Below are 24,418 nucleotides of genomic sequence, written 5' to 3'. Positions count from 1 at the left end.
GTCCGGAGGAACCGAAAAAGGAGGTGCGGGCATGCCGACCGATCAGGAAAAACATAAAAAGGAACTCAGGGCCCGCGCCATGCGCCTGCCGCTGAGCCCGGGCGTCTACCTGATGCATGATAAGTCAGGTAAAATTATTTATATCGGCAAGGCCAAGGCGCTGAAAAACCGGGTCAGCCAGTATTTCGGCTCCGAAAAAAATCACGACGCCAAGGTGCGCCGCATGGTTGCCAGCGTCGATACTTTTGAATATATCCTGACGGACAGCGAATTTGAGGCCCTGGTGCTGGAATGCAGCCTCATCAAGCAGCATTCGCCGAAATACAATATCCTGCTCAAGGACGACAAGGGCTATCATTACATCCGCGTCAGTTCCGGCCCATGGCCGAGAATCTCGGAAGCGAAGCAGATCGCGGACGACGGCGCGGAGTACATCGGGCCGTACGTCAGTTCCTGGTCTGTGAAACAGTCGGTGGACGAGGCGCTCAAGATCTTCCGTCTGCCGTCCTGCACAAGAAAATTCCCGCAGGAAATCGGCAAGGGCCGTCCCTGCCTGTACTACTACATCAAGCAATGCTGCGCGCCCTGCCGCGGGAAAGTCAGCGAGGCGGAGTACCGGGAATTTGTGGCGGAGGCCCTGGAATTTTTGCGCGGCGGCAGCGCGAAAAGCATACGCGCCCTGACGGAAAAGATGAACGAGGCGGCGGAGCGTCTTGAATTTGAACGCGCCGCCCGCCTGCGGGACCGGATCGCGGCGATCCGGAAAATGAGCGACAGGCAAAAGGTCGTCGCCTCCCGCGTAAAGGAGCAGGATGTCGTCGCGCTGACGCAAAGCGCGGAAAAAAGCTGCTTCGAAGTGTTCCGGTTTCAGAATGGAAGGCTGTGCGACAGGGAAACCTTTCTGATGGGGGAAACCGGAGGCGCAAAAGAGGCGCGAAGCGAATTCCTGGAGCGGTACTATTCCATGCGCAGCCGGATCCCGCCCCGCATTGCGCTGGACGGTCCTGTGGAAAACGCCGAGCTGATTTCCCAATGGCTGACGGAAAAGGCGGGCAGAAAGGTAACGGTCACGGTCCCTCAAAAGGGGGAGCAGGCGCGGCTGGTCGAAATGTGCCGCAGCAACGCGGCGGAACAGCTCGCCCAGACCATGGGCCGGACCGGAAGGGAAGCCTCCGCGCTGGATGAGCTTGCCCGTCTGCTCGGGCTTTCCGAGCCGCCCGCCTATATTGAGTCCTATGATATTTCCAATCTGGCCGGCGGGGAAAACGTTGCGGGCATGGTTGTGTTTGAAAACGGAAGGCCCCTTCGGTCTGCCTACCGCAAATTTAAAATCCGTTCTGTCACGGGGCAGGACGACTATGCCAGTCTGCGGGAAGTGATGACCCGCCGCGTGGAAGAATATTGGAAGAACAAAGAAACGGGCGAAGGATTCGGCCGTCTGCCGGACCTGATCCTTCTGGACGGGGGCAAAGGGCAGGTTTCCGCCGTTCGTCCCGTGCTGGAAGAGGCCGGTCTCCGGATCCCATTATTCGGCATGGTAAAAGACGACAGGCACCGCACCCGCGCCATTGCGAAAGACGGCGGTGAAATTTCCATCAATTCCAGCCGGAGCGCGTTTACGCTGGTTTCCTCCATTCAGGAGGAAGTGCATCGGTTCGCCATTGGATATCACCGCCAGGCGAGGAAAAAAGCGGCTATTGCTTCTTCTCTTACGATGATTGAGGGGATCGGTCCCACGAGGGCAAGGGCGCTCCTGAAGCATTTCAAAACCGTCGCCGCAGTGCGGAACGCCGCGGTTGAAGAGCTTGCCGCCGCGCCCGGCATGACGAAACCGGCGGCGCAAAAGGTATATTTTGCGTTTCATCCGGAAGAACCTGTGCGAACTGCATTGACAGACGAGCCGGTTCATGGGATAATAAAAAAATAAGTCGGATCGAGGTGGAGGATCTATGAGAGTCATTACCGGTTCCGCCAGAGGAAAAAAGCTTTCCGTATGCGCGGGTGATGCGGTCCGGCCGACTCCGGACCGCGTCAAGGAGGCGCTGTTCAGCATTGTTCAGTTTCAGGTCGAGGGCAGACGCGTCCTGGATCTGTTTGCGGGTTCGGGGCAGCTGGGCATCGAGGCTCTGAGCCGCGGCGCGCGGGAGGCGGTCTTTGTCGACGCGGGAAGCCGGCCCGCCTCCGTCGTGGCAAAAAATCTGGAAGGCACCGGCCTTTCAGACCGGGCGAGGGTCTGGCATATGGACTTTGCTTTTTACCTTTCGAGCGACTGCGGGATGTTTGATTTGGCTTTCCTTGACCCTCCCTACCGGACCGGGCTGCTTCAGCGGGCCCTTCCCGCTGTCGCCGGTCATATGAACCCGGGCGGCACCATTGTCTGTGAAAATCCAACCGACGAACCCCTCCCGGAGTCGGCGGGGGAGTTTGTGCGGGGACGTTCCTATCGCTATGGCAAAATCGCGCTGACCCTATATAAACACAAGGACGTGACATAAGCCATGAAAATAGCAATTTGTCCGGGCAGCTTCGATCCCGTCACGCTCGGGCACATGGATATTATCAATCGGGCCAGAAAACTTTTCGACCACACCATTGTCGCCGTTTTGGTCAACCCGGAAAAGCATACCGCTTTTACGGTGGAAGAACGCATCAATATGCTGAAGCGCTGCGCCAGAGACATGAAGGATGTGGAGGTCGTCGGGTTCGACGGGCTGATCGCGGATTACGCGAGAATCCGCGACGCTGCGGCGATCGTAAAGGGGCTCCGTGCCATGTCCGATTTTGAGTACGAATTTCAGATGGCCCTTTTCAACAAAAAACTGAACCCCGAGCTGGAAACGATCTATCTGAACACGACGGCGGAAAACATGTTTTTAAGCTCCAGCGGCGTGAAACAGGTGGCCTGCTTTGGCGGGGATATTTCCAATTTCGTTCCTGAATGCATCTTGCAGGATATTGAACAGCGTTTGTGTGTGGGAGGAAAACGAAAATGAGCGTGGACGACTTAATTAACGAGCTTTACGATATGGTCGACAAGGCGTGGAGTCTGCCGCTGAGCCGCGGCCGTGCGGTCCTTGACGGTGAGGAAGTCAAACAGGTGCTGGATGAAATCCGGGAGAATCTGCCGAAGGAAATCCATCAGGCCAAAGCGATCGTCGCGGACCGCACGCAGATTCTCGACGACGCCCGCCGTGAAGCGGAAACCGTTGTGCATGTCGCTCAGGAACGCGCAAAGGCTTTGATCGCGCAGGACGAGATCGTCCGGCAGGCGCAGCAGAAGGCGAACGAGACCACTGCGCAGTCCCAGGCAAAGATCCGGGAAATGAGAAAGGCCAGCAACGACTATATCGACGACCTGATGAAGCGCACCGACGACAGCCTGGCCCAGATCCTGGCGGAACTCCGGCGGACCAGGCAGAATATCCGTGCTTCCCAGCGGTCCGGACAGGATAAAATGGAATAGATTTATAAAAAAGGAAAAATTTTACGCCACAAGATTTTGTGGCGTTTTTTTTATTCGCAGCGCTCAAAATACAAAATGCTTGAATAAAATCTATCTGCGGTTGACATAAAGCAAAAAAATAGGTTGCATTTTTGTAACGGGTAGGATATAATCAAAACAAAGTGGTGAAAGGTGGGGGCAAGTAGCAGAATGTGGTTTCCATTTCTGCTTTTTGCTTAAAAGAGGACCGTCTATTATGTTGATCGGAGAGTACCAGCATACAATAGACCCGAAGGGGCGCGTGATTGTTCCGGCCAGATTCCGCGAGGACCTGGGGGATAATTTCTATGTCACAAAAGGCCTTGACGGCTGCCTTTTTGTCCTTTCGCCGAAAGAGTGGGACCGGCTCCAGGAGAAAATCAGCGCCATGCCGATTTCCAAAGCGCGCGGCCTTCAGCGTTTTTTCTTTTCCGGGGCCGTGGAAGCGCAGCCTGACCGCCAGGGGCGCGTCCTTTTGCCCCAGGCGCTTCGTGATTACGCTCAGCTGGCAAAAGACGTCACTTTTATCGGCGCCTCCAGCCGCGCTGAAATTTGGGATACCGACCGCTGGGTCAGCTTCAATTCGACTTTAACGCAGGATAACATCGCCGAGGCGATGGACCTTCTGGAACTGTAAAGAGGCGCGGCTATGGAATTTTATCATAAACCGGTCCTGTTTGATGAAACCATCGAAAGCCTGAATATCCGCCCGGACGGGATCTATATTGACGGCACGGCGGGCGGCGGCGGCCATTCCCTTGCGATTGCAAAACGCCTGAAGACCGGAAAGCTGCTGGCGATCGATCAGGATCCGGACGCTGTCAAGGCGGCGGGCGGGCGCCTGAAAGATTACCCCTGCGCAACGGTTTACCGCACTAATTTTTCACTGATGGACAAGGCGGCCAGAAGGTTCGGACTGGTCCCGGCGGACGGGGTCCTGCTCGATATCGGGGTTTCTTCTTTTCAGCTTGACGACCCGGCGCGCGGATTTTCCTATCATTCCGACGCTCCTCTGGATATGAGGATGAGCCGGGAAGGGGTTTCCGCGCGGGATTTGGTCAACTCCCTTTCCGAGAGGGAACTGGAAGAGATTCTGTACAAATACGGGGAGGAAAGCAACGCCCGGAGAATTGCCGCCGGCATCGTGAAGGCGAGAGAAGAGGCCCCGGTCGAGACGACGCTGCAGCTCGCGGACATTGTCAAAAATTCCGTTCCGGCCGCGGTGCGCCGGAAACCGGGGCATCCGGCCCGCAAAACCTTTCAGGCGCTGCGGATCAGGGTGAACGGGGAACTGGACAGGCTTTCGGAGGGGCTGGACGCGGCGTTCTCCATCCTGAAGCCGGGCGGCCGTCTGGCAGTGATCACGTTTCACTCGCTGGAGGACCGCATGGTAAAGAAAAGAATGGCGGATTGGTGCACCGGGTGCACTTGCCCCCCGGATTTCCCGGTGTGTGTCTGCGGAAAAAAGCCGAGGGCGGAACTGCTTTATAAGAAGGGCATCTCCCCGTCGGAGCAGGAGCTGGAAGAGAATCCAAGGAGCCGCAGCGCGCGGCTGAGAGTTTGCATAAAACTTGAAGAAACGGAAGGAGCGGACTGATCATGGCAAACAGCGGCACAGCTTACGATTTTGGGATGTTTGAACCAAAACGCCGCGCGGAGCAGGAACCGGCGCGGAAAAATAATGTCATTGAGCTTCCGCGGGAACGGCTGGAAGAGAATCGCCGGCCGAAATACAGCCGCTGGAAGATGCTTTCCACCGTCCTTTCCTTTCTGATTGTTGCGGGCATGGCCGGCACTTACATTTACGGCCAGGTTCAGCTGGCCGAACTTTCGGATTCCCTTGGAACCGTCACAAAGCAGCTGTCTGAAGACCAGAGCGTATACACGCAGATGAATATGAAATCGGAAGCGCAGACCTCTCTTGAGGCTGTGGAAAACTATGCGGCGGACAAGCTCGGCATGGAAAAAATCAACCAGAAGCAAGTGAAAAACATAGCGCTTTCCAGCGGGGACAAGACGCAGATTCTGCTGCCGGTCAAAAACGACGGTTGGTTTTCCCGGCTGCTCAACTCCGTGCGCCGCTTTCTGTCATAAAGAAGGCGGCTGTTCAATAAGTATTAATAGCGTGTTCGGGCGTCTGTGAGGCCTTCCGCCGTTTGATAAAAGGAGAGTTGAGAAAAAGTTCTTGACTCTCATTTTTGGATTCGGATTCTTTTTTCAGGCAACTGGAGGAACAAGGCATGGCAAAGGGAACAACCATAAGAATGTGGCACAGGACGGTCTTTGTTCTGTTGATGATGATCCTGGCCGGGTTCGGAGCCGTTGTTTTCAACCTGGTCCGGCTGCAGATTGTCGAGGGCGAAACGCTCAAGATGCGCGCTGTCGACAACCAGGTCAAGGATACGGTTCTGACCGCTCAGCGCGGGACGATCTATGACCAAAACATGAAAGTCCTGGCGCAGAGTGCGACGGTCTGGCAGGTTGTTCTGGAACCCGCCTATATCACCGACAAAAACCGGGACCTGATTGCAGCCGGGCTTGCCAAAATCCTCAATATGGATAAAAATGTCATTCTGGAACACAGCAAAAAGAGGACCTACTACGATGTCATCAAGCGCAAGGTGGAATCGGACGTCAAGGATCAGATCGTCGCGTTCAAGGACAAAAATGGCATCACGAACGGAGTCCGGCTGATCGAGGATTATAAACGATATTATCCCTACGGCACGCTGGCGTCCACGGTGCTCGGCTTTACGGGCACGGACAGCCAGGGCCTGTCCGGCGTGGAGGCGGAGTACGACAGCGAACTGACCGGCGTATCCGGCAAGCTGGTTACGGCAAAAAATGCGATCGGCACCGACATGCAGTACGACTATGAACAGGAGGTTCCCGCTCAGGACGGCCACAGCCTTGTTCTGACCATTGATGAGGTGGTACAGCACATCCTGGAAAAGAACCTGCAGGAAGGCCTTGTCGACAACAAGGTACAGAACCGCGGCTGCGCCATTATCATGAATGTCAAGACAGGCGGCATCATCGCCATGGCGGTCAAGGGGGACTTCGACCCGAACGACCCGTTCACCATAGCGGACAAAACTCAGGCGGACGCCATTGCCAAGATGCCGGACGGGGCGGATAAAACGAAGGCGCTCAAGGATGCCCAGCAGGCCCAGTGGCGCAACAAGTGCGTCAGCGACACCTACCAGCCCGGTTCCGTATTCAAAATGATTACAGGCGCGTCGGCCATGGAGGAAAATCTGGTTTCTGAAAATACGCCTTTCAATTGCCCCGGGTCTTTAACGATCGGAGACAGAGTCATCCACGACTGGAGGCGCGGGGGATTCGGACATCTGACCTTTGCGCAGGGCATCTGCAAATCGAGCAACGTCGTGTTCATGCAGGTCGGACAAATGCTCGGCCCCGATCTGTTTTTCAAATATTTCAACGCGTTCGGTTTTACCTCTAAAACCGGCATTGACCTGCCGGGTGAGTCCCGCAGCCTCTATTATACGGCCAGCCAGCTCAAGCCGGTCGAGCTTGCGACTTCCGCATTCGGCCAGAGCTTTACCATTACTCCGATTCAGATGATCACCGCCTGCGCCGCAGTGGCGAACGGCGGGTATCTGGTGAGGCCCCATGTGGTCGACCGGATTTTGGACAGCAACGGAAATATTGTCAAGACCGCCGACACGACGCCGAAACGCCAGGTGATTTCAAAGGACACGTCGCACAGAATATCCATGATTTTGCAGCAGGACGCGACGGACGGGACCGCGAGCAGCGGTTATATTCCGGGCTATCGGATCGCGGGGAAGACGGGGACTTCCGAAAAGCAGGAGATCAGGACGAGCAAGGAGTATATCGCTTCCTACTGCGGCTTTGCCCCGGCGGACGATCCGCAGATCGCCATGCTGGTATTTTACGATGAGCCTCACGGGAGCAGCTATTATGGAAGCCAGGTCTCGGGACCTGTGTTCCTGAAGACGATGACGGAAGTTCTTCCCTATCTCGGAGTGGAACCGGTCTATACGGATGAAGAGATGAAAAAACTGGACGCCCAGGCGCCGAATGTGACGGGACTGACGATCGCGGAGGCGAAAAACAAGGTTTTCCAGGCCGGCCTGACTTCCCAGTTCTACGGCAGCGGCGAGAAAGTGGTGTCTCAGGTTCCGGAACCCGGCAAGAGCATTCCCAAAGGGGGCCAGGTGGTCCTGTTCACCGATCAGCAGAGCGGGAAAAAGACGGTTGTCGTTCCGGATCTCGTCGGGCTGACCCTGGCTCAGGCAAATGAGCGGGCGGCGTCGGCCGGAATCAATATCAGCGTGACCGGAGCCGCTCTGTCCGGATCCGCCAATGCGATATCGAAGCTGCAGGACATTTCGGAGGGAACCAAAGTGCCGCCCGGCACGGTTGTCACGGTTTCGTTTATTGAGCCAAGTCAGGTGGAATAATGAAAGTTTGGGGAGAGATTCCATGAAATTGAAAGCAGAACGCGGCCCATGCGTAAAAATGGTCGCGGTGGCTGAAAGGGGCGGAGGTTCCGCGGCCGTGCTGAGCTGGATCTTTCAGTTCTGCGGCCGGGATCGCTGCCGCGTAATGGAATACGGGAAACCGCTGCCTCGCGGCGCGGCAAAGTCGGTGCTGCTTCTCTGCGGGGACGCGGCGGAATCTGATCCGGAAGGATGGGACGTGTGCGTTGCCGAGCGCGAGCTTTCGTTCCGGGCCGCGGGCGCCGCAAAGCTGATTACCTATTCCCTGGCGCGCGACGACGCGGATTTCACCGCCCGCAACATTCGGATGACTCCGGACGGGGACGCCGCGTTTGAAATCGTCGGATTCGGAGTGATCGGGCGCGTCCGCCTGAACGGCGGCAGCCTTTCGGACGTCGAAGAGGTTCTGGCGGCGGCCTGCGCGGCGGTGGGCGCCGGCATTCCGTTTGCGGAAGTCCTGAAGGCCCTGAACAGCCTGAGGCCGGTGGAATCCGCTGCGGACCGGGTGATGTATAAACCGGAAGGACAGTTTACAGAATAAGGGTGAATCAATCAATGAATTCTTTATGGACTCTTGCGGCGGCGACAATTTCGTTTGGGGTTACGGCACTTCTTGGAAAATGGATGGTGCCCTTCCTCCATCGCCTGAACTTCGGGCAGACGATCCGCGACGTCGGGCCTTCCTGGCACAGGAAAAAAAATGGAACGCCGACAATGGGCGGGTTCCTGTTTATTGTGGGAATTCTTGCGGCTTCGGCGGTCTGCCTCTCGATGTATTACGGCGCCACGGGGCTGACCCAGAGCAATCTTGCCATGAGGACCAAAACCGTCGGCGGTCTGCTGATGGCCTGCGGGTTCGGCCTGATCGGCTTTTTTGACGATTACATCAAAGTGGTCAAAAAAAGGAATCTGGGTCTTACCGTCCGGCAGAAGCTTGTCCTCCAGTTTCTTGTGGCCGGGGCATATCTGTATACGCTTTACCGGTTCGGAGCGGGTTCCGTCACGCTGGTCCCGTTTGCCGGCGGAGTCAATCTGGGCGTTTGGTACTGGGTCTTGTCGCTCCTTGGGATTGTGGGAATGGTCAATGCCGTCAACTTTACGGACGGCATCGACGGGCTGAATGCTTCCGTCACCTTTTTTGCCTCTGCGTCCTTCATGATCATCGCCGGCATTTTCAGGCTGATCCCGGTCGGGATCATGTCCGCGGCCGCCGCGGGCGGCTGCCTGGGGTTTCTGGTGTGGAATTTCAACCCTGCAAAGGTCTTTATGGGCGACACCGGCTCTTTGTTCCTGGGGGGACTGGTCTGTGCGCTCGGATTTGATGTGAACGCGCCGATCCTGATCCTGCCGGTCGGAATCGTCTATATTTTTGAAATTTTGTCCGTTGTGCTGCAGGTGGCGTATTTTAAGGCGACCCATGGGAAACGCTTGTTTAAAATGAGCCCGATCCATCACCATTTTGAGCTTTGCGGCTGGAGCGAGGTGAAAATTTGCCTGGTTTTCAGCGGAGTCACGGCTTTTTCCGGTGCGGCCGCCGTACTGCTGGCATTTTTCGGTTTCTGATAATTCCCCAGGGACCGACAGATTCGGCGGGGGGATTATGCTTTAATCATACCTGAAATGGAAAGGAGGAGACATTCATGGCACGGAATCAGAGCGCCGTTGCTCCCATGCCGGGAAACGCGGCGAAACGCCCGGTTGGAAAAATCCGCGACGCCACCGCGTACGGGAAAAAAGTGCGGAAAAGATTCCGTATCTTTTCCGTGCGCTCCGGCATGGATCTGCCCTTTCTGTTCCTTGTGATGGTCCTGCTGATTATCGGCCTGATCATGATGTTTTCCGCCAGCTATGCGAACGCATTTTATCGCCACAACGGAAACAGCTATTTTTTCATCAGCAAACAGGCGGTTTTCGCCGTGCTCGGCGTGATTGTTATGTTCGCTGTTTCCTATTTTGATTATCATCATTTTCATGAATTCGCGATCCCGATTCTGCTGGTCTCGTACGCGCTTCTGGTGCTGGTCAAGTTTATGCCGGCGATCAACGGCGTACACAGGTGGATTGATCTCGGACCTTTCGGGCAGTTTCAGCCTTCCGAAATCGCCAAATTTTCCATCGTTCTGATCTTTGCGCATCTGATATCGCTGAATTTCAACCGGATGGGAACGTTTCTTTATGGCGTGCTTCCCTATGCCCTGATTCTGGGAATGACGGCGGCGCTGCTGATGTGGGAACCCCATGTTTCCGCGACCGTCATCATCGTTCTGCTCGGCGCGGTGATGCTGTTCATCGGCGGGGTGAAACTGCGCTGGTTTGTCGGCGCGTTCAGCATCCTGGGCGCCGGCGTGGCGTACCTTGTCCTGTTCGCAAAAGAGTACGCCTATGCGAGCGATCGGATCACCGCCTGGCTGGACCCGTTTTCCAACGCGACGCCGGAACTGATCGCGGACACCTGGCAGACGCGCCAGTCCCTGTACGCGATCGGTTCCGGCGGTCTGCTCGGTTTGGGTCTGGGGCAGTCGCGCCAGAAATTTCTGTATCTTCCGGAGCCGCAGAACGATTTTATCTTCGCCATCGTATGCGAGGAACTGGGATTCATCGGCGCGCTGATTATCATCATCCTGTTCGCCATGCTGATCTGGCGCGGCATTACCATTTCCCTTCGCGCGAAAGATAAGTTCGGCATGCTGTTTGGAATCGGGCTGATTGTCCAGGTCGGCCTTCAGGTCATCCTGAACATCGCGGTTGTGACCAACACCATCCCGAACACCGGCATCAGTCTGCCCTTTTTCAGCTACGGAGGAACGTCGCTCGTGATTCTTCTGGCCGAAATGGGGATCATTCTGTCCATTTCGCGAACGTCTGCCATTGAAAAAATATAGAAAATCAGAGGGTTTGCCATGAAAGTACTGTTTGCCGGCGGAGGTACGGCCGGCCATATCAACCCCGCTCTCGCCATTGCCGGCTACATAAAGGAACGGGAGCCGGACGCCGGGATTTTGTACGTCGGGGCGAAAGGCGGGATGGAGGAACGCCTCGTTCCATCCGCCGGATATGAGTTTCGCAGCATCACGATTTCGGGATTTCAGCGCAGCCTGAGTGTCAAGAATCTCGTCAGAAACGGAAAAACGGTGATTCACCTGTTCACTTCGACACTGGAGGCCCGCCGGATCATCCGCGGTTTTCTCCCGGACATCTGCGTCGGCACGGGCGGCTATGTGGCCGGCCCCGTCGTCCGGGAAGCGATTCGCATGGGGATCCCTTCGGTCATCCATGAACAGAACGCATACCCGGGCGTCACAAACAAAATGCTGTCGAAAAAAGCGGACAGGACCATGCTGGCCGTGGCGGACGCGCAAAAATATCTCAGTCCTTCCGCCCGGTGCGTTCTGACCGGCAATCCGGTCCGGCAGGAGGTTGTCCGCGCCGACCGAAAGGCGGCCCGTGAAAAGCTCGGCCTTGACTCCAGACCGCTGATCCTTTCCTTCGGCGGAAGCCTGGGTGCCCGGAAAATCAACGAGGCGGCGGCGGACCTGCTGGTTCAGAGCGCGAAAAGCGGCCGCTTTCAACATATCCATGGCTATGGCCAGTGGGGAAAATGGTTTCCCGGTCTTTTAAAGGAAAAAGGCCTTGAATTAAAGGATCACAAAGAGCTGGACGTCCGGGAATACATCAGCGACATGCCGGACTGTCTTGCCGCGGCGGATCTTGTCATCTGCCGCGCCGGGGCGATCACCCTGAGCGAATTGCAGGCGGTCGGAAGGGCGTCCATTCTGATTCCCTCTCCCAACGTCGCGGAAAATCATCAGTTTCACAACGCCATGGCGATGGTTGGCCGCGGCGCCGCGGAAATCATAGAGGAAAAAAATCTGACCGGCGAATTTTTGTGCCGGAAGGTACAGGAGTTGTTTTCGCAGCCGGGAAAAATAGAGACGCTTGCGGAAAATGCGAAAAAAATGGCTATCCCGGATTCCTGTGAAAGGATTTACAGGCTGATCAAGGAAGTCCTGGACCGGTCGCCGCTGGATTGAGTCGTCACCGCAATCCCCCGCACAGCATAATATGGTAACAGATTATGTGGGGGTGTTGCTATGTCGAAACTGTTGATACATGGCACAAAAAAACTCAAGGGGGAAGTGCAGATTCACGGTGCAAAAAACAGCACTCTGCCGCTGATGGCCGCGTCACTTTTATGCGGAGGCGAATGTGTCCTACATAATTGCCCTGCGCTTTCGGATGTGGACACCGCCATTAAGATCCTGCGGCATCTTGGATGCAAAGTGGAACGTACCGCCGGAGATGTTGTGATTAATCCTCTCCCCGCGGAAAATTACGACATCCCCGACCACTTAATGCGCGAGATGCGTTCCTCCATCATCTTCCTAGGGGCGATTGTCAGCCGTCTGGAGCGGGCTGTGCTGTCGTTCCCGGGGGGATGTGAGCTTGGCCCGCGTCCGATCGACCTGCATCTTTCCTCTTTGCGGAAAATGGGGGTCGTCATCAATGAGGACCACGGATGCCTGGACTGCGCGGTTCCGGACGGGCTTAAGGGAGCCGTCATCAATCTTTCCTTTCCCAGCGTCGGCGCGACGGAGAATATTATCATCACTGCCTGTCGGGCAAAGGGGAAAACCGTGATCAACAATGCCGCGAGGGAGCCGGAGATTTCAGACCTGGCGGACTTTCTGAATTCCTGCGGGGCAAAAATCCACGGGGCCGGGAACAGCACCATCTGTATCGAAGGCGTCAGCCGGCTGTCCGGCTGCGAACACAATGTGATCCCGGACCGAATCGCGGCCGCCACCTATATGACGGCCGCCGCCATCACGGGGAGCACGCTGACGCTTTCCAGCGTGATTCCGGATCATCTTGCCCCGGTTTTGCCGGTCCTGGAAGAAAGCGGATGCCGGATCGACCTATACGACAATGCCGTCAGCATCGCCGCCCCGGAGCGCCTCAGCCGGATCAAGAGCGTCAGGACAATGCCGTACCCGGGGTTTCCGACGGACGCGCAGGCTCCCGTCATGGCCATGACCACGGTGGCAAACGGCACCAGTATTTTTGTCGAAAATATATTCGAAAGCCGTTATAAGCACGTTGGAGAGCTTCTCCGGCTCGGAGCGAATATCAAGGTGGAGGGACGTGTCGCGGTTGTGGAAGGCGTGAAACGCCTTTCCGGGGCGTCGGTGGAAGCCTCGGATCTGCGGGGGGGAGCGGCCCTGGTCGTAGCGGGGCTCGCGGCGCAGGGAACGACGGAAGTGCACGGCCTGCATCATCTGGACCGGGGCTATGAATGTATTGAAAAAAATCTGGCCCTGCTGGGGGCGGACATCAAACGCGTTTAGGATGATTTCTGGAAGGAACTGAAAATGAGGGACTTGAAGAACGGACGGCGAGAATTGAACGCAGACAGCCGCTGGAGCGGAACAAACAGGCCTGCCCGGAGGGGAAATGACGGCGCGCCCTCCCGGGCCGGAATCCGCGCGGAAAATCGTCGGCGCCGAAGACGCAGGGCCCTTCTGATCTTTTATTTTTTCCTGTTCTTCACGGTCGTGTCGGCTGCCGTGGCCGTTTCACTCACGGTCCTTTTTAAGATCGATACCATCCAGGTCGGCGGGACCTCGCGGTACACACAGGAGCAGATTATCGGCGCATGCGGCATCAAGAAAGGGGAAAATCTTTTTCTTGCGAAAACCAGACAGTCGGAAAAACAGATACAAGCCCGCCTGCCTTATATCGGTTCCGTAAAGGTCAGGCGGAAATTTCCGGCGCGGATCAGCATACAGGTCGCCGAGGCGCAGGTCTGCGGCGCGGTGGAATCTTCGGGGAAATACGTTGTCCTGGGAGATGATTTCAGGGTTTTGGAAATGGCGGACAAGCTGCCGCAGAGCTGTGTGCTGATCCGGGGAATCACGCTGAAAAGCCCAAAAGCGGGGAAGACGGCCGAGTTTGCTGACAAATCGCGGCAGTCGTCCCTGACGGAGGTCGAAAAGGCCCTGAAAGACAACGGGCTGAAAAATATCACGGGCATGGATTTTTCCTCTGCTTCCAAAATTCTGCTGACCTATGAAGGACGCGTTACGATCAACCTGGGAATACCGTCCGATCTGGATTATAAAATCAGTTTTGCAAAAAAGCTGTTTGACGACGGGGAGATCAAGAGCACGGAAAAGGGGACTCTGAACCTCTCTACCGCGGGGGATAACGACACCGCTTATTTCGACCCGGCTTCGGGTTCCTGAGAGAAAGGGCAGAATCAAGCTTTATTTGGGCCATAAAAGAAAATATTTATTGAAATTGAGCCTGAATCGTGTATAATATTTTAATATGGGACGATATCATGAAAAGATTTTTGATAGATGCAGGGATACAAAAAATCACAGGATTTACATAAGGAGGACTGCGGCACATGCCTTTTGAAATTGAGAATGACTTTGACAATATTGTTCAGATAAAAGTCATTGGAGTCGGCGGCGGCGGCGGCAATGCGATTGACCGCATGGTCGCCATGGGCGTGCAGGGCGTTGAGTTTATCAGCATCAATACGGACAGGCAGGCCTTGTACCGTTCAAAGGCAACGCAAAAAATCCAGATCGGGGAAAAGGTAACGCACGGAAAGGGCGCGGGTTCCAAGCCGGAGATGGGGCAGAAAGCCGCGGACGAAAGCCGGGAGGCCATCGCGGCGGCGATCCGCGGCAGCGACATGGTCTTTGTTACGGCGGGCATGGGCGGAGGCACCGGCACCGGCGCGGCTCCGATCGTCGCCGAAATCGCGCATGATATGGGCGTCCTGACGGTGGGCATTGTCACGAAACCCTTTGAGTTTGAAGGACGCCGCCGCATGGAGCAGGCGGAAAACGGAATCACGGCTCTGCGCGAGCATGTGGATTCGCTTGTTGTGATTCCGAACGAACGCCTGAAGCTGGTCAGCGAGCAGCGCATCACCCTGCTGAACGCTTTTTCCATCGCCGACGATGTCCTGCGTCAGGGTGTGCAGAGTATCTCCGACCTGATCAAGCTGCCGGGCCTGGTCAATCTGGATTTCGCGGACGTCACCGCAGTGATGAAGGACGCGGGCTACGCGCATATGGGCGTCGGGCGCGCCTCCGGCAAGGACAAGGCCCAGGAGGCGGCGAATATGGCGATTTCAAGCCCCCTGCTGGAGACCGCCATCAACGGAGCTAGGGGTGTCATCATCAATATCACCTCGTCGCCCGATATCGGGTTGGATGAGATCGAGACGGCTTCCGCCATGATTGCATCCCAGGCCCATGAGGACGCAAATATTATCTGGGGCGCCGCGTTTGATGAGAACATGGACGATGAAATGAGCGTCACCGTGATCGCGACGGGCTTTGCCACTTCCAGCGGGGAAATGCCTGCCGAAGAACCAAAGGAAAAACAGGAGGCAAAGCCCCAACGGGTAGCCGTTCCCGACAACAATTCAATGGAAGACGACGATTTTACCGATATCATGCAGATTTTCAACAGGAAGTCGTGAAGAGTGCTGACATCCCCTTGAGTGGATCCTATCAGGCATGTGTAATTGGGAATACGCTTTGAAACGGCTTTTCAGGGCCGGTTTGAAGCGTATTTTTTGTGCTCCGTTCGCCGCGGAGACCGCTCTGCGGCGCTCTCATTTCACTTGAGACCCGGTTCGTGAATTTTCTGCCTTTGTAAGAAGCAAAATAACATTGGGAGCATCTTCATTTTTAGATTATTTGGCTAAAAACAATCAAATAAGCGATTTGAAGTTGCTTTTCGACCGGTACGGAAAAATAGGGCCTAAAATATCGCCCGCTCTCTTGCAATCTCTGCCTTATGTGCTATAATAGCTCATGTAAAGTACACATAGAAACAATTTGATTATAAAGAGGGGGTGGCATTGTGAATCCTGACCCTTTGGGGAAACCGCGAAGAAAATTTCATAGAGGAGATGAGCACAATGCTGTCCTATTACAAAACGGTGGATGGACGCATGACGCAGATCGAGGCGTGCGAGCCCGGCTGCTGGATCAACTGTGTTGCTCCGGACGACCGTGAAATTGAAGGCCTGATTGCGGATTTCGGAATTGAGCCGGATTTTTTCCGCGCCGCAATGGATGAAGAGGAATCCTCCCACATTGACAACGAGGATGACAACACGCTTGTTGTCATCGATATTCCCGTTGTGGAGCAGGAAGGAAAGCATCTGGCCTATTCCACGATGCCGCTGGGGCTGATTCTGACCGAAAAAAATGTGATCACGGTTTCCATACGGGACAATTCGGTAGTGGATGAATTTGCGCGGGGCCTTGTCAAAGGAGTGCGCACCAACCTGAAGACCCGATTTTTGCTGCATATCATGCTGCGCGTCGCCAGCCGCTATCTTCAGTACTTAAAACAGATCGACAAAATCAGCAACACCGTCGAGACGGAGCTGAGAGAGTCGATGAAAAATTCCGAGCTTTTGCAGCTGCTTGATATTGAAAAATCCCTGGTCTATTTTTCCTCGTCGCTCAAAGGAAATGAGATTACGCTGGAGAAGATTATGAGAGGCAGGGTGATCAAGCTGTACGACGAGGATCAGGATCTTCTGGAGGATGTTCTGATCGAAGTGAAACAGGCAATTGAAATGTCCAATATTCATCTGAATATTTTGTCGGGAACCATGGATGCCTTTGCCTCTGTCATTTCCAACAATCTGAACATCGTCATGAAGGCCCTTGCGTCCATCACGCTGCTGTTTTCGGTGCCTGCCGTGATTACGGGCGCCTACGGCATGAACGTCACGGGAATCCCGTTTCCGAGCTTCTGGTTTCCGGCTGCCGTTTCGGTTGGCTGCATCGCGGTTGCGTATTGGATCCTTCACAAGAAAAAAATGTTATAGTTATATTATACTGTATGCTGTGTTTTAGGGGGACTGCCGAGCGGTTCCCTTTTTAGCATGGGAAGAAGGTGGAACATGACACGCCTGTTGATACGGCTGTTTGTCAGGGACTATCAGAACACAGAGAATACGAAAGTGCGGGAGCGTTACGGAAAATTTTCCGGCGTTGTCGGTATTGTGACCAATCTGCTCCTCTTTTCCGGCAAGATCACCGCGGGCATTTTGTTCCACAGTATCTCGGTAACGGCGGATGCGGTCAACAACCTGAGCGATTCGGCCTCGTCCATTGTCACGCTGGTCGGATTTAAAATGGCCGCGAAACCCGCCGATTCCGGCCACCCCTACGGGCATGCCCGAATGGAATATATCAGCGGACTGATGGTGTCCCTTGTCGTGTTTGTCACGGGCTTCCAGTTTGCCCAAACGTCTTTTCAAAAAATACTTCATCCGGAGCAGACCCAATTCAGTCTGTTCGTGGTTGCGGTGCTGGTGGTTTCCGTTTTACTGAAGGCCTGGCAGGGGGCTTTTTACCGCCAGATCGGTAAGGCGATTTCGTCGTCGGCCGTTTCCGCGGCGGCTGCCGACAGCATGAATGATGTCCTGTCCACCCTGGCAGTTTTGGCGGGAACCGTACTGACAAAGCTGACCGGTTTTAATCTGGACGGCTATATGGGCCTCGCCGTCGCCGTCATGATCATGGTGACCGGTTTTCGACTGGTCCGGGAAACCAGCAACCCGCTGCTCGGCGAGGCTCCGGACCGGAAGCTGGTGGACGATATCTACCGAACCATCGACAGTTACGACGGGATTCTCGGAATTCACGATCTGAATGTTCACAGCTATGGACCGGGCCGTTGTTTCGCGACCGTCCACTGTGAAGTCCCCGCGGAACGGGACATCCTGCTCAGCCATGACATCATAGACAATATTGAACGCGATTTTATGGAGAAAAAGGGCATTCATCTGGTCATTCACATGGACCCGGTCACGACGGACAATCCGCGCACTAATGACCTGAAAAACCGGGTCAGGCAGCTGCTCCGGGAGATTTCCCCGGAAATCGGGATGCACGATTTCCGGGTGGTCTGGGGGCCTACCCACGCAAATCTTGTGTTTGACATTTGCGTTTCTTTCGAATTTCCCATGAAAGATGAAGAGCTGATCGGGGTTATTTCCCAAAAGATCCGGGATTTGCCGGGGAACTGCTACCCGGTGATCACGGTGGACCACGACTATGTTCCGGCAAAACAGAACCCCGATACAAAAATTTAACAATTTGTCCTCTTGAAATTTTCAGGAGGATCGGATAAAATAGGAATTAGCACTTGAACGTATTGAGTGCTAATTCTTTTTGCAAAGGATGGGATCGAAAATGCCGATCAAACCGTTCCAGGCGGAATCCAAGCATCTTTTGGACCTGATGATCCATTCCATTTATACTCACAAGGAAATTTTTCTGCGCGAGCTGATTTCCAATGCGAGCGACGCCATCGACAAGCTATATTATAAAGCCCTCTCGGAGGAAAACACGGGCCTGAACCGCGACGATTTTCTCATTCGCATTCTGCCGGACAAGGAAAAACGCACGCTGACGATTTCGGATAATGGCTGCGGCATGACAAAGGAGGAGCTGGAAACTAATCTTGGAACCATCGCCAAAAGCGGTTCGCTTGATTTCAAGAACGAGTTTGAAAGCAAACCGGACATTGAAATCATCGGCCAGTTCGGCGTCGGATTTTATTCGGCTTTTATGGTCAGCGACCATGTGAGCGTGGTGAGCCGGGCGTTCGGCGGCGAAGAAACATACCGCTGGGAGTCTCACGGAGCCGAAGGGTACACCGTCGAACCCTGCGAACAGAGGGAGACCTCCGGAACAGATATCGTTCTTGACCTGAAGCCGGATGCCGACGATGAAAAATTCAGTGAGTATCTGGACTCCTATACGCTTCGGAATCTGATCAAAAAGTATTCCGATTATATCCGCTACCCGATCCGCATGAATGTGGAGAAAAGCCGCCTAAAGGAAGGCAGCAAGGACGAGTACGAGAGCTACACCGAAGAGGAAACGCTCAACAGCATGGTTCCGATCTGGCGCAAGAATAAAAACGAGATCACAAAAGAGCAGTACAATCAGTTTTACAAGGACAAGTTCATGGATTATGAGGACCCGGCCAGAGTAATCCACATGTATACGGAGGGTACCGCCACGTTTCACGCGCTGATGTATCTGCCGGCGCGCGCTCCGTACGATTTTTATACAAAGGAATATGAGAAGGGGCTTCAGCTTTACTCCAACGGCGTTATGATCATGGACAAGTGCGCCGACCTTCTGCCGGATTATTTCAGCTTTGTCCGGGGCCTGGTCGATTCCCAGGACCTTTCGCTGAACATCTCCAGAGAAATGCTGCAGCATGACCGCCAGCTGAAAATCATCGCGGGCCGGGTGGAAAAGAAAATTCAGTCCGAACTGGAATCCATGCTGAAAAATAAGCGGGAAGATTATGAAAAATTCTTCCAGAATTTTGGACTGCAGCTGAAATACGGGGTGTATCAGGATTTTGGAGCGCACAAGGACGGTTTGCAGGACCTTTTGCTGTTTCATACCTCGGCGGGGGAGAAGTATTCCACTTTGGCCGAATACGTCACCCGCATGAAGGAAGATCAGAAATATATCTATTACGTCTGCGGCGAATCGGTGCAGAAGGCCGCGCTGCTTCCGCAGACGGAAGCCGTGAGGGACCGCGGATACGAGATCCTTTATCTCACCGATCCGATCGATGAATTCGCCGTGCGGGTGCTTGAGAAGTATCAGGATAAGGAATTCAAATCCGTTTCCGCGGACGATCTGGATCTGGAGACGGAAGAGGAGAAAAAGGAAGCGGCCCAAAAAGTCGAAGAGAACAAGGACCTGCTTTCTTTTATGAAGGATGCGCTTGACGGCAGAGTAAAGGCCGTGGTCCTTTCCAATAAGCTGAAGTCCCACCCGGTCTGTCTGTCCACCAGCGGAGCGATTTCCATGGAGATGGAAAAGGTGCTGAATTCACTGCCCAATGCGGAAAAAGAAAAAGTGCAGGCTCAGCGCGTATTGGAAATCAACGCGAATCACCCGGTTTTTGACAGGCTGGTCAAGCTGCTCGACTCCGACAAAGAGAAACTGAAAACTTATGCGTCCCTGCTTTATACGCAGGCCCTGCTGATCGAAGGTGCCCCGATTGACGACCCGGTTGCGTTTTCCAACCAGATCTGCAGCCTGATGACAGATTGAATATTCCCCGAAAAACCGGCTTACAGCCGGTTTTTCGGCTTTCGGCGATGGTGCACATAGATGAATGGGGCTGACGATGGCTTTTTGACTTGTTTGTGAACAAATAATTACGGAAAACCCTAAAAAAGAGTGGAAATTTATCGAATTATGTATTATTATAATAACATAACAGGAAAATGCTGTGCTGATGGCCGGAGGGCTTATTATACATTGGGGGCATGTGCATATGGATATTGCGAGTGAGAACCATGAAACTACATTTGCCAAGATTATGAAAAAAATCTGGAATGGACCTTATCAGGATGCCGAGTTTGAATTGGAGGAATCAGCCCCAATGGACAGATCCGACAATTTGCATTTTAGCCGTGCCGGCACAGCGAAACGGGAGGACAGCTATGAAGAAGCTGCCGAAGAGCCGAATCTGACGGTCCGCCATACTGCGGCCCCGTCAGGGCAGCATGGGAACCGGTTTGAAAGTGCGTTTGCCGACGAACAGAAAAACACTACGGTGATTTCCTCTGGAACCACGATTACGGGCGATATGAAGTCCGACGGCAACATCGAAATGATGGGCACTATGACCGGGAGCATCCTGACTTCCGGCAATGTGAAGATCAACGGCAAGCAGGTTAGGGACGTTCAGGGAGCCGGCATCGATTTGTTTGCCTGCACGGTCCGCGGAAGCCTGAATGCCGCGGATGAGGTCAATGTGGACAGCGACTCCGTGATCGTCGGCGACATCAAGTGCGGAAACCTGACGATCGACGGAAAGCTGAAAGGGAATGTCCATGTGATGGGCAACGTATGCTGCCAGGGCAATTCCGTCATTATCGGCGATATTACGTCGACAACCATCACGGTCAGCAGCGGCGCAAAGCTGAAAGGCAAGGTTGAAATTTCCGACGGCGGCATTGAACCTGTCGATACGGAAGAGAACGGGCAGACTGCTCCTTCTTCGGAGCCGGAAACCGCCGATGAGGAAAATCCGCAGTAAACGGAAACGGATGGATTCCGCAGGGCTTTGGTTCACAACAGAAAAACAGGCATCTCAGAAACATGACAGCATGTTTCTGAGATGCCTGTTTTGATTTTCCGTCAGCTCTTTTGCTTTGCGGCGCGTTGCTGTGCAAGAAGCAGGTCGACCATCCTGCCGTAGCTCTGTACTCCGTCGCTTTGGCTGTTCGCCTTCAGATACTGGTCGTTTACGCTGTTCGATACCTTTGCGACAGGGCCTTCGAACTGCTTCCAGTATTCCGAATTGTACGCCAGATCCCGGCGAACCCCGGAGCTGAGCGAAGAGAAAATCTTGTCTGCGGCGTCGGCATCAACGGAAAAAAGAGCGTTGGAAGCATATGTGAAAGCGAGCATGTCGCCGGAGTACTGAAAATCCGGCTCCCCGCTTTTTGAGCAGACTAAATAACCGATAAAATTCGCTTCCTCTTCGCGCATGTACCCGCGCAAGTGGGATAGCTCGTGGCACATGGTGACGGGAATGGTATATTCCGGCACGTCGGTATTCACGTTCGCTTCCAGGGTGAACGGAAAAAAGATGCCGGTGATATTGCAGCGCGACATCGCCCTGGAAAAATGGACCAGCTTCGGCGCGCCGTAACCGGAGCGCAGCAGCGGGTAATCCCGCTCCAGCCGGTTATAGGCCAGGGCCGCCTCCTGCGCGGTCATGGAAAGGCTTTTTTGGCGCAGTTCCATCACGCCCTGGTCATCGGCTTTGAGGCCGGGACGAAGCCGGTTTGCATCCGATGCCAGGGAAACGCAGAGCTCGTTCAGCTCCGTACTGGTAGATGGTTCCACCTTGAGGCCGCAGGTGTCCGCAAAGGGATAGCGATAGTAATTGATCCCGCAGTTTATGGTGAACAGAAAGGAGACGATGCTGAAAAAGACAGCCAGATTCACGGCCGATTTCAGCGCGAAAAGCGGGCGCGAGCCTTTTTTCCGAATCATTCCCGCCGCGAAAAAGATGAGAATCACGGGAATGCAAAGAAGAAGCAGGATCACCAGACACTCCGCTACGGAAAACGGGACAAGGCCCGTTATCCGGTTCACCGTCAGGGACAGGGCGGGATAGATCCTGATTGCGTACCATTGTGCAAAAGACGGTTTCCAGGCGGCGCAGGCGGTCAGGACCAGCGCTGCGGGGAGAAGAATCAGAAACCAAAGCCTCTTTCTAAGTCCGGCCCTCTGGAATATTCGATGCATAATTTCCTCTCCCATAACTGTTTTTTCATTATACCATGGACCCCAAAACCCAATAACACGCGACCGGCCCGCAGTCATGGTTCAATGTTCTCTCAGGCGTCGGAAGCTCCGCTTCCGTTTACGCCGTGAGGTTATTATAACACCAGAATCGTTCGTTTCCTGTGGAAAACAAGAAATTAAGCGAAAAGTGACAGAAGGCACGATACTAAACTATTTATAGTAAACGAATCCTTTGGAAAAAAATCTTTTCGGCGGGATTATTTTATATCGGAATATTACGACATCTTTTTCGTAATATTATTTTACATGGATTTTACAGAATTGTAACAAAAGGAGGATGTGTTTTGATCTGCGGGTCCATATATAATCAAAAAAACTTAGTAAATCAAAAATTTTGATTGGCAGGAGAGGCTATGACGCTTGATAATATTTTAATGCTGCTGGGAGGCCTGGGACTTTTCCTGTACGGAATGAAGCTGATGGGGGAATCTCTGGAGCTTGCGGCAGGGTCACGGATTAAGGAAATGGCCGAGCGGCTTACAACGAACAAGTACATGGGAGCTCTTCTTGGGTTTGCCGTAACCGCGGTCATCCAAAGTTCCTCCGCCACGACGGTGATGGTGGTCGGCTTTGTAAACGCCGGGATCATGAATCTGACTCAGGCCGTCGGCATCATCATGGGTGCCAATATCGGAACCACCGTGACGGGGCTGATCACAGCGATCAATTTTATGGCGATCGCGCCTGTGGCGGTTTTTATCGGTGTGGGGATGATCATGCTTGCCAGGAAAAGCAATACGAAACATATTGGGCAAATCATTGCCGGCTTTGGAATTCTGTTTCTTGGCATGTCCACGATGAGCACGTCGATGGAACCGCTGGGGAAGTCCACGCTCTTTGCCAACATCATCACGAATTTCAGAAACCCTTTCATCGGTCTGATGGCCGGCTTGGTTTTTACCGCCATTATTCAAAGCTCCTCGGCTACGGTGGGAGTGCTCCAGTCGCTGGCCCTTTCCGGCGTGGTTGATCTCAAGTCCGTGGTGTTTGTGATTTTCGGGCTGAACATCGGCACCTGCGTGACTGCCATCCTTTCTTCAATAGGAACGAATAAAACAGCCAGACGCACCGCCATCGTGCACCTGCTGTTCAATGTGATTGGGGCGACCTTGTTCACGACCATCACGATTCTGACTCCATTCACGCAGCTGGTGATACGAATGTCTCCCGGAAACGTGCTGTTCCAGATTTTCCTGGTCCATGTGATCTTCAACACGGTCACGACGGCCATTCTGCTGCCGATGAGCGACGTGCTGATCCGCATGGCTTACAAAATCATTCCGGGCGAAGACAACACGGCGCAGGCCATGAGCCTGAAGTACCTGGACTCCCGTATCCTGAACACGCCGCCCGTGGCGGTGACGCAGCTTTTGAAAGAAGTAGGCCGTATGGCGGACCTTGCCAAAGCCAACTTTCTCAATTCCATGGCGGCTCTGTTTGACAAGGACCCCGTCAAAATCAAAGAGCTTGAGGAGAATGAGGGGGTCATTAATTTTTTGAATAAAAGGATCACCGCCTACCTGATTCGAATCAATGCGCTTGATCTGGAGGATAACGACCGGGAGATTGTCGGCGCGTTGTTCCATGTTGTAAACGATATTGAACGGATCGGGGACCACAGCGAAAATATCGGGGAACAGGCCCAGATTGTGATTGATGGAAAAGCCTCTCTGAGCGGCAGCGCGTCGGATGAGCTGCATGAGATGCAGGATCTGATTCTGAGCATCCTCGGCGATTCCTTCCAGCTGTTTTTGAAAGGCAGCAGCGACGCGGAGCTTTCCTATAAGGTGGACCATACGGAAGAAACAATTGACGGCCGTACGGAGGAACTGAAAGAGAATCATATTCGCCGTCTGAACAACGGACAGTGCAGCGCGGAATCCAGCGCGCTGTTTAACGATCTCCTCATCAATTTGGAGCGGATCGCGGACCACGCGACGAACATCGCTTTTTCCATGTCGCATACCAAGCGGGTCCCAATTCTGGTGAATGGGAAAAGGGTGAGCGCAAAAAAGGCCTGATGATATCCGCCGGGGCAG

The 24,418-nt window shown here is 54.2% G+C and carries 21 protein-coding genes; 20 read left to right on the top strand and 1 reads right to left on the bottom strand.

The window, feature by feature from the left end; genetic code table 11:
• Positions 1–31 precede the first annotated feature (31 nt).
• The 19 genes from uvrC to VA597_RS11095 all read left to right on the top strand — a co-directional run bounded on the left by uvrC (position 32) and on the right by VA597_RS11095 (position 21,099).
• Positions 32–1,927 carry an excinuclease ABC subunit UvrC gene (gene uvrC, locus VA597_RS11185; protein WP_128742926.1) on the top strand — a complete coding sequence of 632 codons (1,896 nt, stop codon included), beginning with the start codon at positions 32–34 and terminating at the stop codon, positions 1,925–1,927.
• A gap of 22 nt (positions 1,928–1,949) precedes the next feature.
• Entirely contained in the window at positions 1,950–2,495 is a 546-nt protein-coding gene (rsmD, locus tag VA597_RS11180) for a 16S rRNA (guanine(966)-N(2))-methyltransferase RsmD (protein WP_128742924.1), read from the top strand.
• A gap of 3 nt (positions 2,496–2,498) precedes the next feature.
• On the top strand, positions 2,499–2,993 hold the full coding sequence (gene coaD, locus VA597_RS11175) for a pantetheine-phosphate adenylyltransferase (protein WP_128742922.1): 495 nt from the start codon (positions 2,499–2,501) through the stop codon (positions 2,991–2,993).
• On the top strand, positions 2,990–3,463 hold the full coding sequence (locus VA597_RS11170; RefSeq protein WP_128742920.1) for an ATPase: 474 nt from the start codon (positions 2,990–2,992) through the stop codon (positions 3,461–3,463). The genes coaD and VA597_RS11170 overlap by 4 nt, the downstream gene beginning before the upstream one ends.
• Positions 3,464–3,698: 235 nt before the next feature.
• Positions 3,699–4,118, top strand: a complete 420-nt coding sequence (gene mraZ / locus VA597_RS11165) for a division/cell wall cluster transcriptional repressor MraZ (protein WP_128742918.1) — start codon at positions 3,699–3,701, stop codon at positions 4,116–4,118.
• Between the two features lie 12 nt (positions 4,119–4,130).
• The gene (rsmH, locus tag VA597_RS11160) at positions 4,131–5,078 is read left to right on the top strand and encodes a 16S rRNA (cytosine(1402)-N(4))-methyltransferase RsmH (protein WP_128742916.1); all 948 of its coding nucleotides are present in this window, start codon (positions 4,131–4,133) and stop codon (positions 5,076–5,078) included.
• Between the two features lie 35 nt (positions 5,079–5,113).
• Positions 5,114–5,575 (top strand): hypothetical protein, encoded by a 462-nt coding sequence (locus VA597_RS11155; RefSeq protein WP_326974586.1) that lies wholly within the window; start codon positions 5,114–5,116, stop codon positions 5,573–5,575.
• 146 nt (positions 5,576–5,721) lie between these two features.
• Entirely contained in the window at positions 5,722–7,932 is a 2,211-nt protein-coding gene (locus tag VA597_RS11150) for a penicillin-binding transpeptidase domain-containing protein (protein WP_326974585.1), read from the top strand.
• Between the two features lie 22 nt (positions 7,933–7,954).
• Complete coding sequence (locus VA597_RS11145; protein ID WP_128742910.1) at positions 7,955–8,512, top strand: hypothetical protein; 558 nt, start codon at positions 7,955–7,957, stop codon at positions 8,510–8,512.
• A 14-nt stretch (positions 8,513–8,526) separates the two neighbouring features.
• Positions 8,527–9,534, top strand: a complete 1,008-nt coding sequence (gene mraY, locus VA597_RS11140) for a phospho-N-acetylmuramoyl-pentapeptide-transferase (RefSeq protein ID WP_128742908.1) — start codon at positions 8,527–8,529, stop codon at positions 9,532–9,534.
• A gap of 107 nt (positions 9,535–9,641) precedes the next feature.
• Positions 9,642–10,853 carry an FtsW/RodA/SpoVE family cell cycle protein gene (locus VA597_RS11135; protein ID WP_128744308.1) on the top strand — a complete coding sequence of 404 codons (1,212 nt, stop codon included), beginning with the start codon at positions 9,642–9,644 and terminating at the stop codon, positions 10,851–10,853.
• An 18-nt stretch (positions 10,854–10,871) separates the two neighbouring features.
• Positions 10,872–12,002 (top strand): undecaprenyldiphospho-muramoylpentapeptide beta-N-acetylglucosaminyltransferase, encoded by a 1,131-nt coding sequence (murG, locus tag VA597_RS11130; RefSeq protein ID WP_128742906.1) that lies wholly within the window; start codon positions 10,872–10,874, stop codon positions 12,000–12,002.
• Positions 12,003–12,062: 60 nt separating this feature from the next.
• A complete protein-coding gene (murA, locus tag VA597_RS11125) occupies positions 12,063–13,316 on the top strand; it encodes a UDP-N-acetylglucosamine 1-carboxyvinyltransferase (protein WP_128742904.1) in 1,254 nt (417 codons plus the stop codon).
• Positions 13,317–13,340: 24 nt separating this feature from the next.
• Entirely contained in the window at positions 13,341–14,213 is an 873-nt protein-coding gene (locus tag VA597_RS11120; RefSeq protein ID WP_326974584.1) for a cell division protein FtsQ/DivIB, read from the top strand.
• A gap of 167 nt (positions 14,214–14,380) precedes the next feature.
• The gene (gene ftsZ, locus VA597_RS11115) at positions 14,381–15,472 is read left to right on the top strand and encodes a cell division protein FtsZ (protein WP_326974583.1); all 1,092 of its coding nucleotides are present in this window, start codon (positions 14,381–14,383) and stop codon (positions 15,470–15,472) included.
• A 444-nt stretch (positions 15,473–15,916) separates the two neighbouring features.
• On the top strand, positions 15,917–16,840 hold the full coding sequence (locus VA597_RS11110) for a magnesium transporter CorA family protein (RefSeq protein ID WP_326975684.1): 924 nt from the start codon (positions 15,917–15,919) through the stop codon (positions 16,838–16,840).
• Between the two features lie 75 nt (positions 16,841–16,915).
• A complete protein-coding gene (locus VA597_RS11105) occupies positions 16,916–18,112 on the top strand; it encodes a cation diffusion facilitator family transporter (RefSeq protein ID WP_326974582.1) in 1,197 nt (398 codons plus the stop codon).
• 100 nt (positions 18,113–18,212) lie between these two features.
• Complete coding sequence (htpG, locus tag VA597_RS11100; protein WP_326974581.1) at positions 18,213–20,105, top strand: molecular chaperone HtpG; 1,893 nt, start codon at positions 18,213–18,215, stop codon at positions 20,103–20,105.
• A 226-nt stretch (positions 20,106–20,331) separates the two neighbouring features.
• On the top strand, positions 20,332–21,099 hold the full coding sequence (locus VA597_RS11095) for a bactofilin family protein (protein ID WP_326974580.1): 768 nt from the start codon (positions 20,332–20,334) through the stop codon (positions 21,097–21,099).
• Positions 21,100–21,200: 101 nt separating this feature from the next.
• Here the strand turns inward: VA597_RS11095 and VA597_RS11090 are convergent, their stop codons facing one another.
• Complete coding sequence (locus VA597_RS11090; RefSeq protein WP_326974579.1) at positions 21,201–22,319, bottom strand: DUF3810 domain-containing protein; 1,119 nt, start codon at positions 22,317–22,319, stop codon at positions 21,201–21,203.
• A 413-nt stretch (positions 22,320–22,732) separates the two neighbouring features.
• Here VA597_RS11090 and VA597_RS11085 point away from each other — a divergent pair, with 413 nt between their 5' ends.
• Positions 22,733–24,400 carry a Na/Pi cotransporter family protein gene (locus VA597_RS11085; protein WP_128742890.1) on the top strand — a complete coding sequence of 556 codons (1,668 nt, stop codon included), beginning with the start codon at positions 22,733–22,735 and terminating at the stop codon, positions 24,398–24,400.
• Positions 24,401–24,418 lie beyond the last annotated feature (18 nt).

It is taken from the genome of Caproicibacter sp. BJN0012 (assembly GCF_035986805.1).
In the GTDB taxonomy this organism is placed as follows: domain Bacteria; phylum Bacillota; class Clostridia; order Oscillospirales; family Acutalibacteraceae; genus Caproicibacter.
This window is presented reverse-complemented; position numbering and strand designations above follow the sequence as displayed.

What these genes read in the sequence shown, in the direction of transcription:
- htpG (WP_326974581.1), top strand. Translation starts at nt 18,213, where the DNA reads ATGCCGATCAAACCGTTCCAGGCGGAATCCAAGCATCTTTTGGACCTG.
- mraY (WP_128742908.1), top strand. Translation starts at nt 8,527, where the DNA reads ATGAATTCTTTATGGACTCTTGCGGCGGCGACAATTTCGTTTGGGGTT.
- ftsZ (WP_326974583.1), top strand. Translation starts at nt 14,381, where the DNA reads ATGCCTTTTGAAATTGAGAATGACTTTGACAATATTGTTCAGATAAAA.
- VA597_RS11135 (WP_128744308.1), top strand. Translation starts at nt 9,642, where the DNA reads ATGCCGGGAAACGCGGCGAAACGCCCGGTTGGAAAAATCCGCGACGCC.
- murG (WP_128742906.1), top strand. Translation starts at nt 10,872, where the DNA reads ATGAAAGTACTGTTTGCCGGCGGAGGTACGGCCGGCCATATCAACCCC.
- VA597_RS11120 (WP_326974584.1), top strand. Translation starts at nt 13,341, where the DNA reads ATGAGGGACTTGAAGAACGGACGGCGAGAATTGAACGCAGACAGCCGC.
- VA597_RS11155 (WP_326974586.1), top strand. Translation starts at nt 5,114, where the DNA reads ATGTTTGAACCAAAACGCCGCGCGGAGCAGGAACCGGCGCGGAAAAAT.
- VA597_RS11150 (WP_326974585.1), top strand. Translation starts at nt 5,722, where the DNA reads ATGGCAAAGGGAACAACCATAAGAATGTGGCACAGGACGGTCTTTGTT.
- rsmH (WP_128742916.1), top strand. Translation starts at nt 4,131, where the DNA reads ATGGAATTTTATCATAAACCGGTCCTGTTTGATGAAACCATCGAAAGC.
- murA (WP_128742904.1), top strand. Translation starts at nt 12,063, where the DNA reads ATGTCGAAACTGTTGATACATGGCACAAAAAAACTCAAGGGGGAAGTG.
- mraZ (WP_128742918.1), top strand. Translation starts at nt 3,699, where the DNA reads ATGTTGATCGGAGAGTACCAGCATACAATAGACCCGAAGGGGCGCGTG.
- VA597_RS11145 (WP_128742910.1), top strand. Translation starts at nt 7,955, where the DNA reads ATGAAATTGAAAGCAGAACGCGGCCCATGCGTAAAAATGGTCGCGGTG.
- VA597_RS11170 (WP_128742920.1), top strand. Translation starts at nt 2,990, where the DNA reads ATGAGCGTGGACGACTTAATTAACGAGCTTTACGATATGGTCGACAAG.
- VA597_RS11095 (WP_326974580.1), top strand. Translation starts at nt 20,332, where the DNA reads ATGGATATTGCGAGTGAGAACCATGAAACTACATTTGCCAAGATTATG.
- VA597_RS11110 (WP_326975684.1), top strand. Translation starts at nt 15,917, where the DNA reads ATGCTGTCCTATTACAAAACGGTGGATGGACGCATGACGCAGATCGAG.
- VA597_RS11105 (WP_326974582.1), top strand. Translation starts at nt 16,916, where the DNA reads ATGACACGCCTGTTGATACGGCTGTTTGTCAGGGACTATCAGAACACA.
- rsmD (WP_128742924.1), top strand. Translation starts at nt 1,950, where the DNA reads ATGAGAGTCATTACCGGTTCCGCCAGAGGAAAAAAGCTTTCCGTATGC.
- coaD (WP_128742922.1), top strand. Translation starts at nt 2,499, where the DNA reads ATGAAAATAGCAATTTGTCCGGGCAGCTTCGATCCCGTCACGCTCGGG.
- uvrC (WP_128742926.1), top strand. Translation starts at nt 32, where the DNA reads ATGCCGACCGATCAGGAAAAACATAAAAAGGAACTCAGGGCCCGCGCC.
- VA597_RS11090 (WP_326974579.1), bottom strand. Translation starts at nt 22,319, where the DNA reads ATGCATCGAATATTCCAGAGGGCCGGACTTAGAAAGAGGCTTTGGTTT.
- VA597_RS11085 (WP_128742890.1), top strand. Translation starts at nt 22,733, where the DNA reads ATGACGCTTGATAATATTTTAATGCTGCTGGGAGGCCTGGGACTTTTC.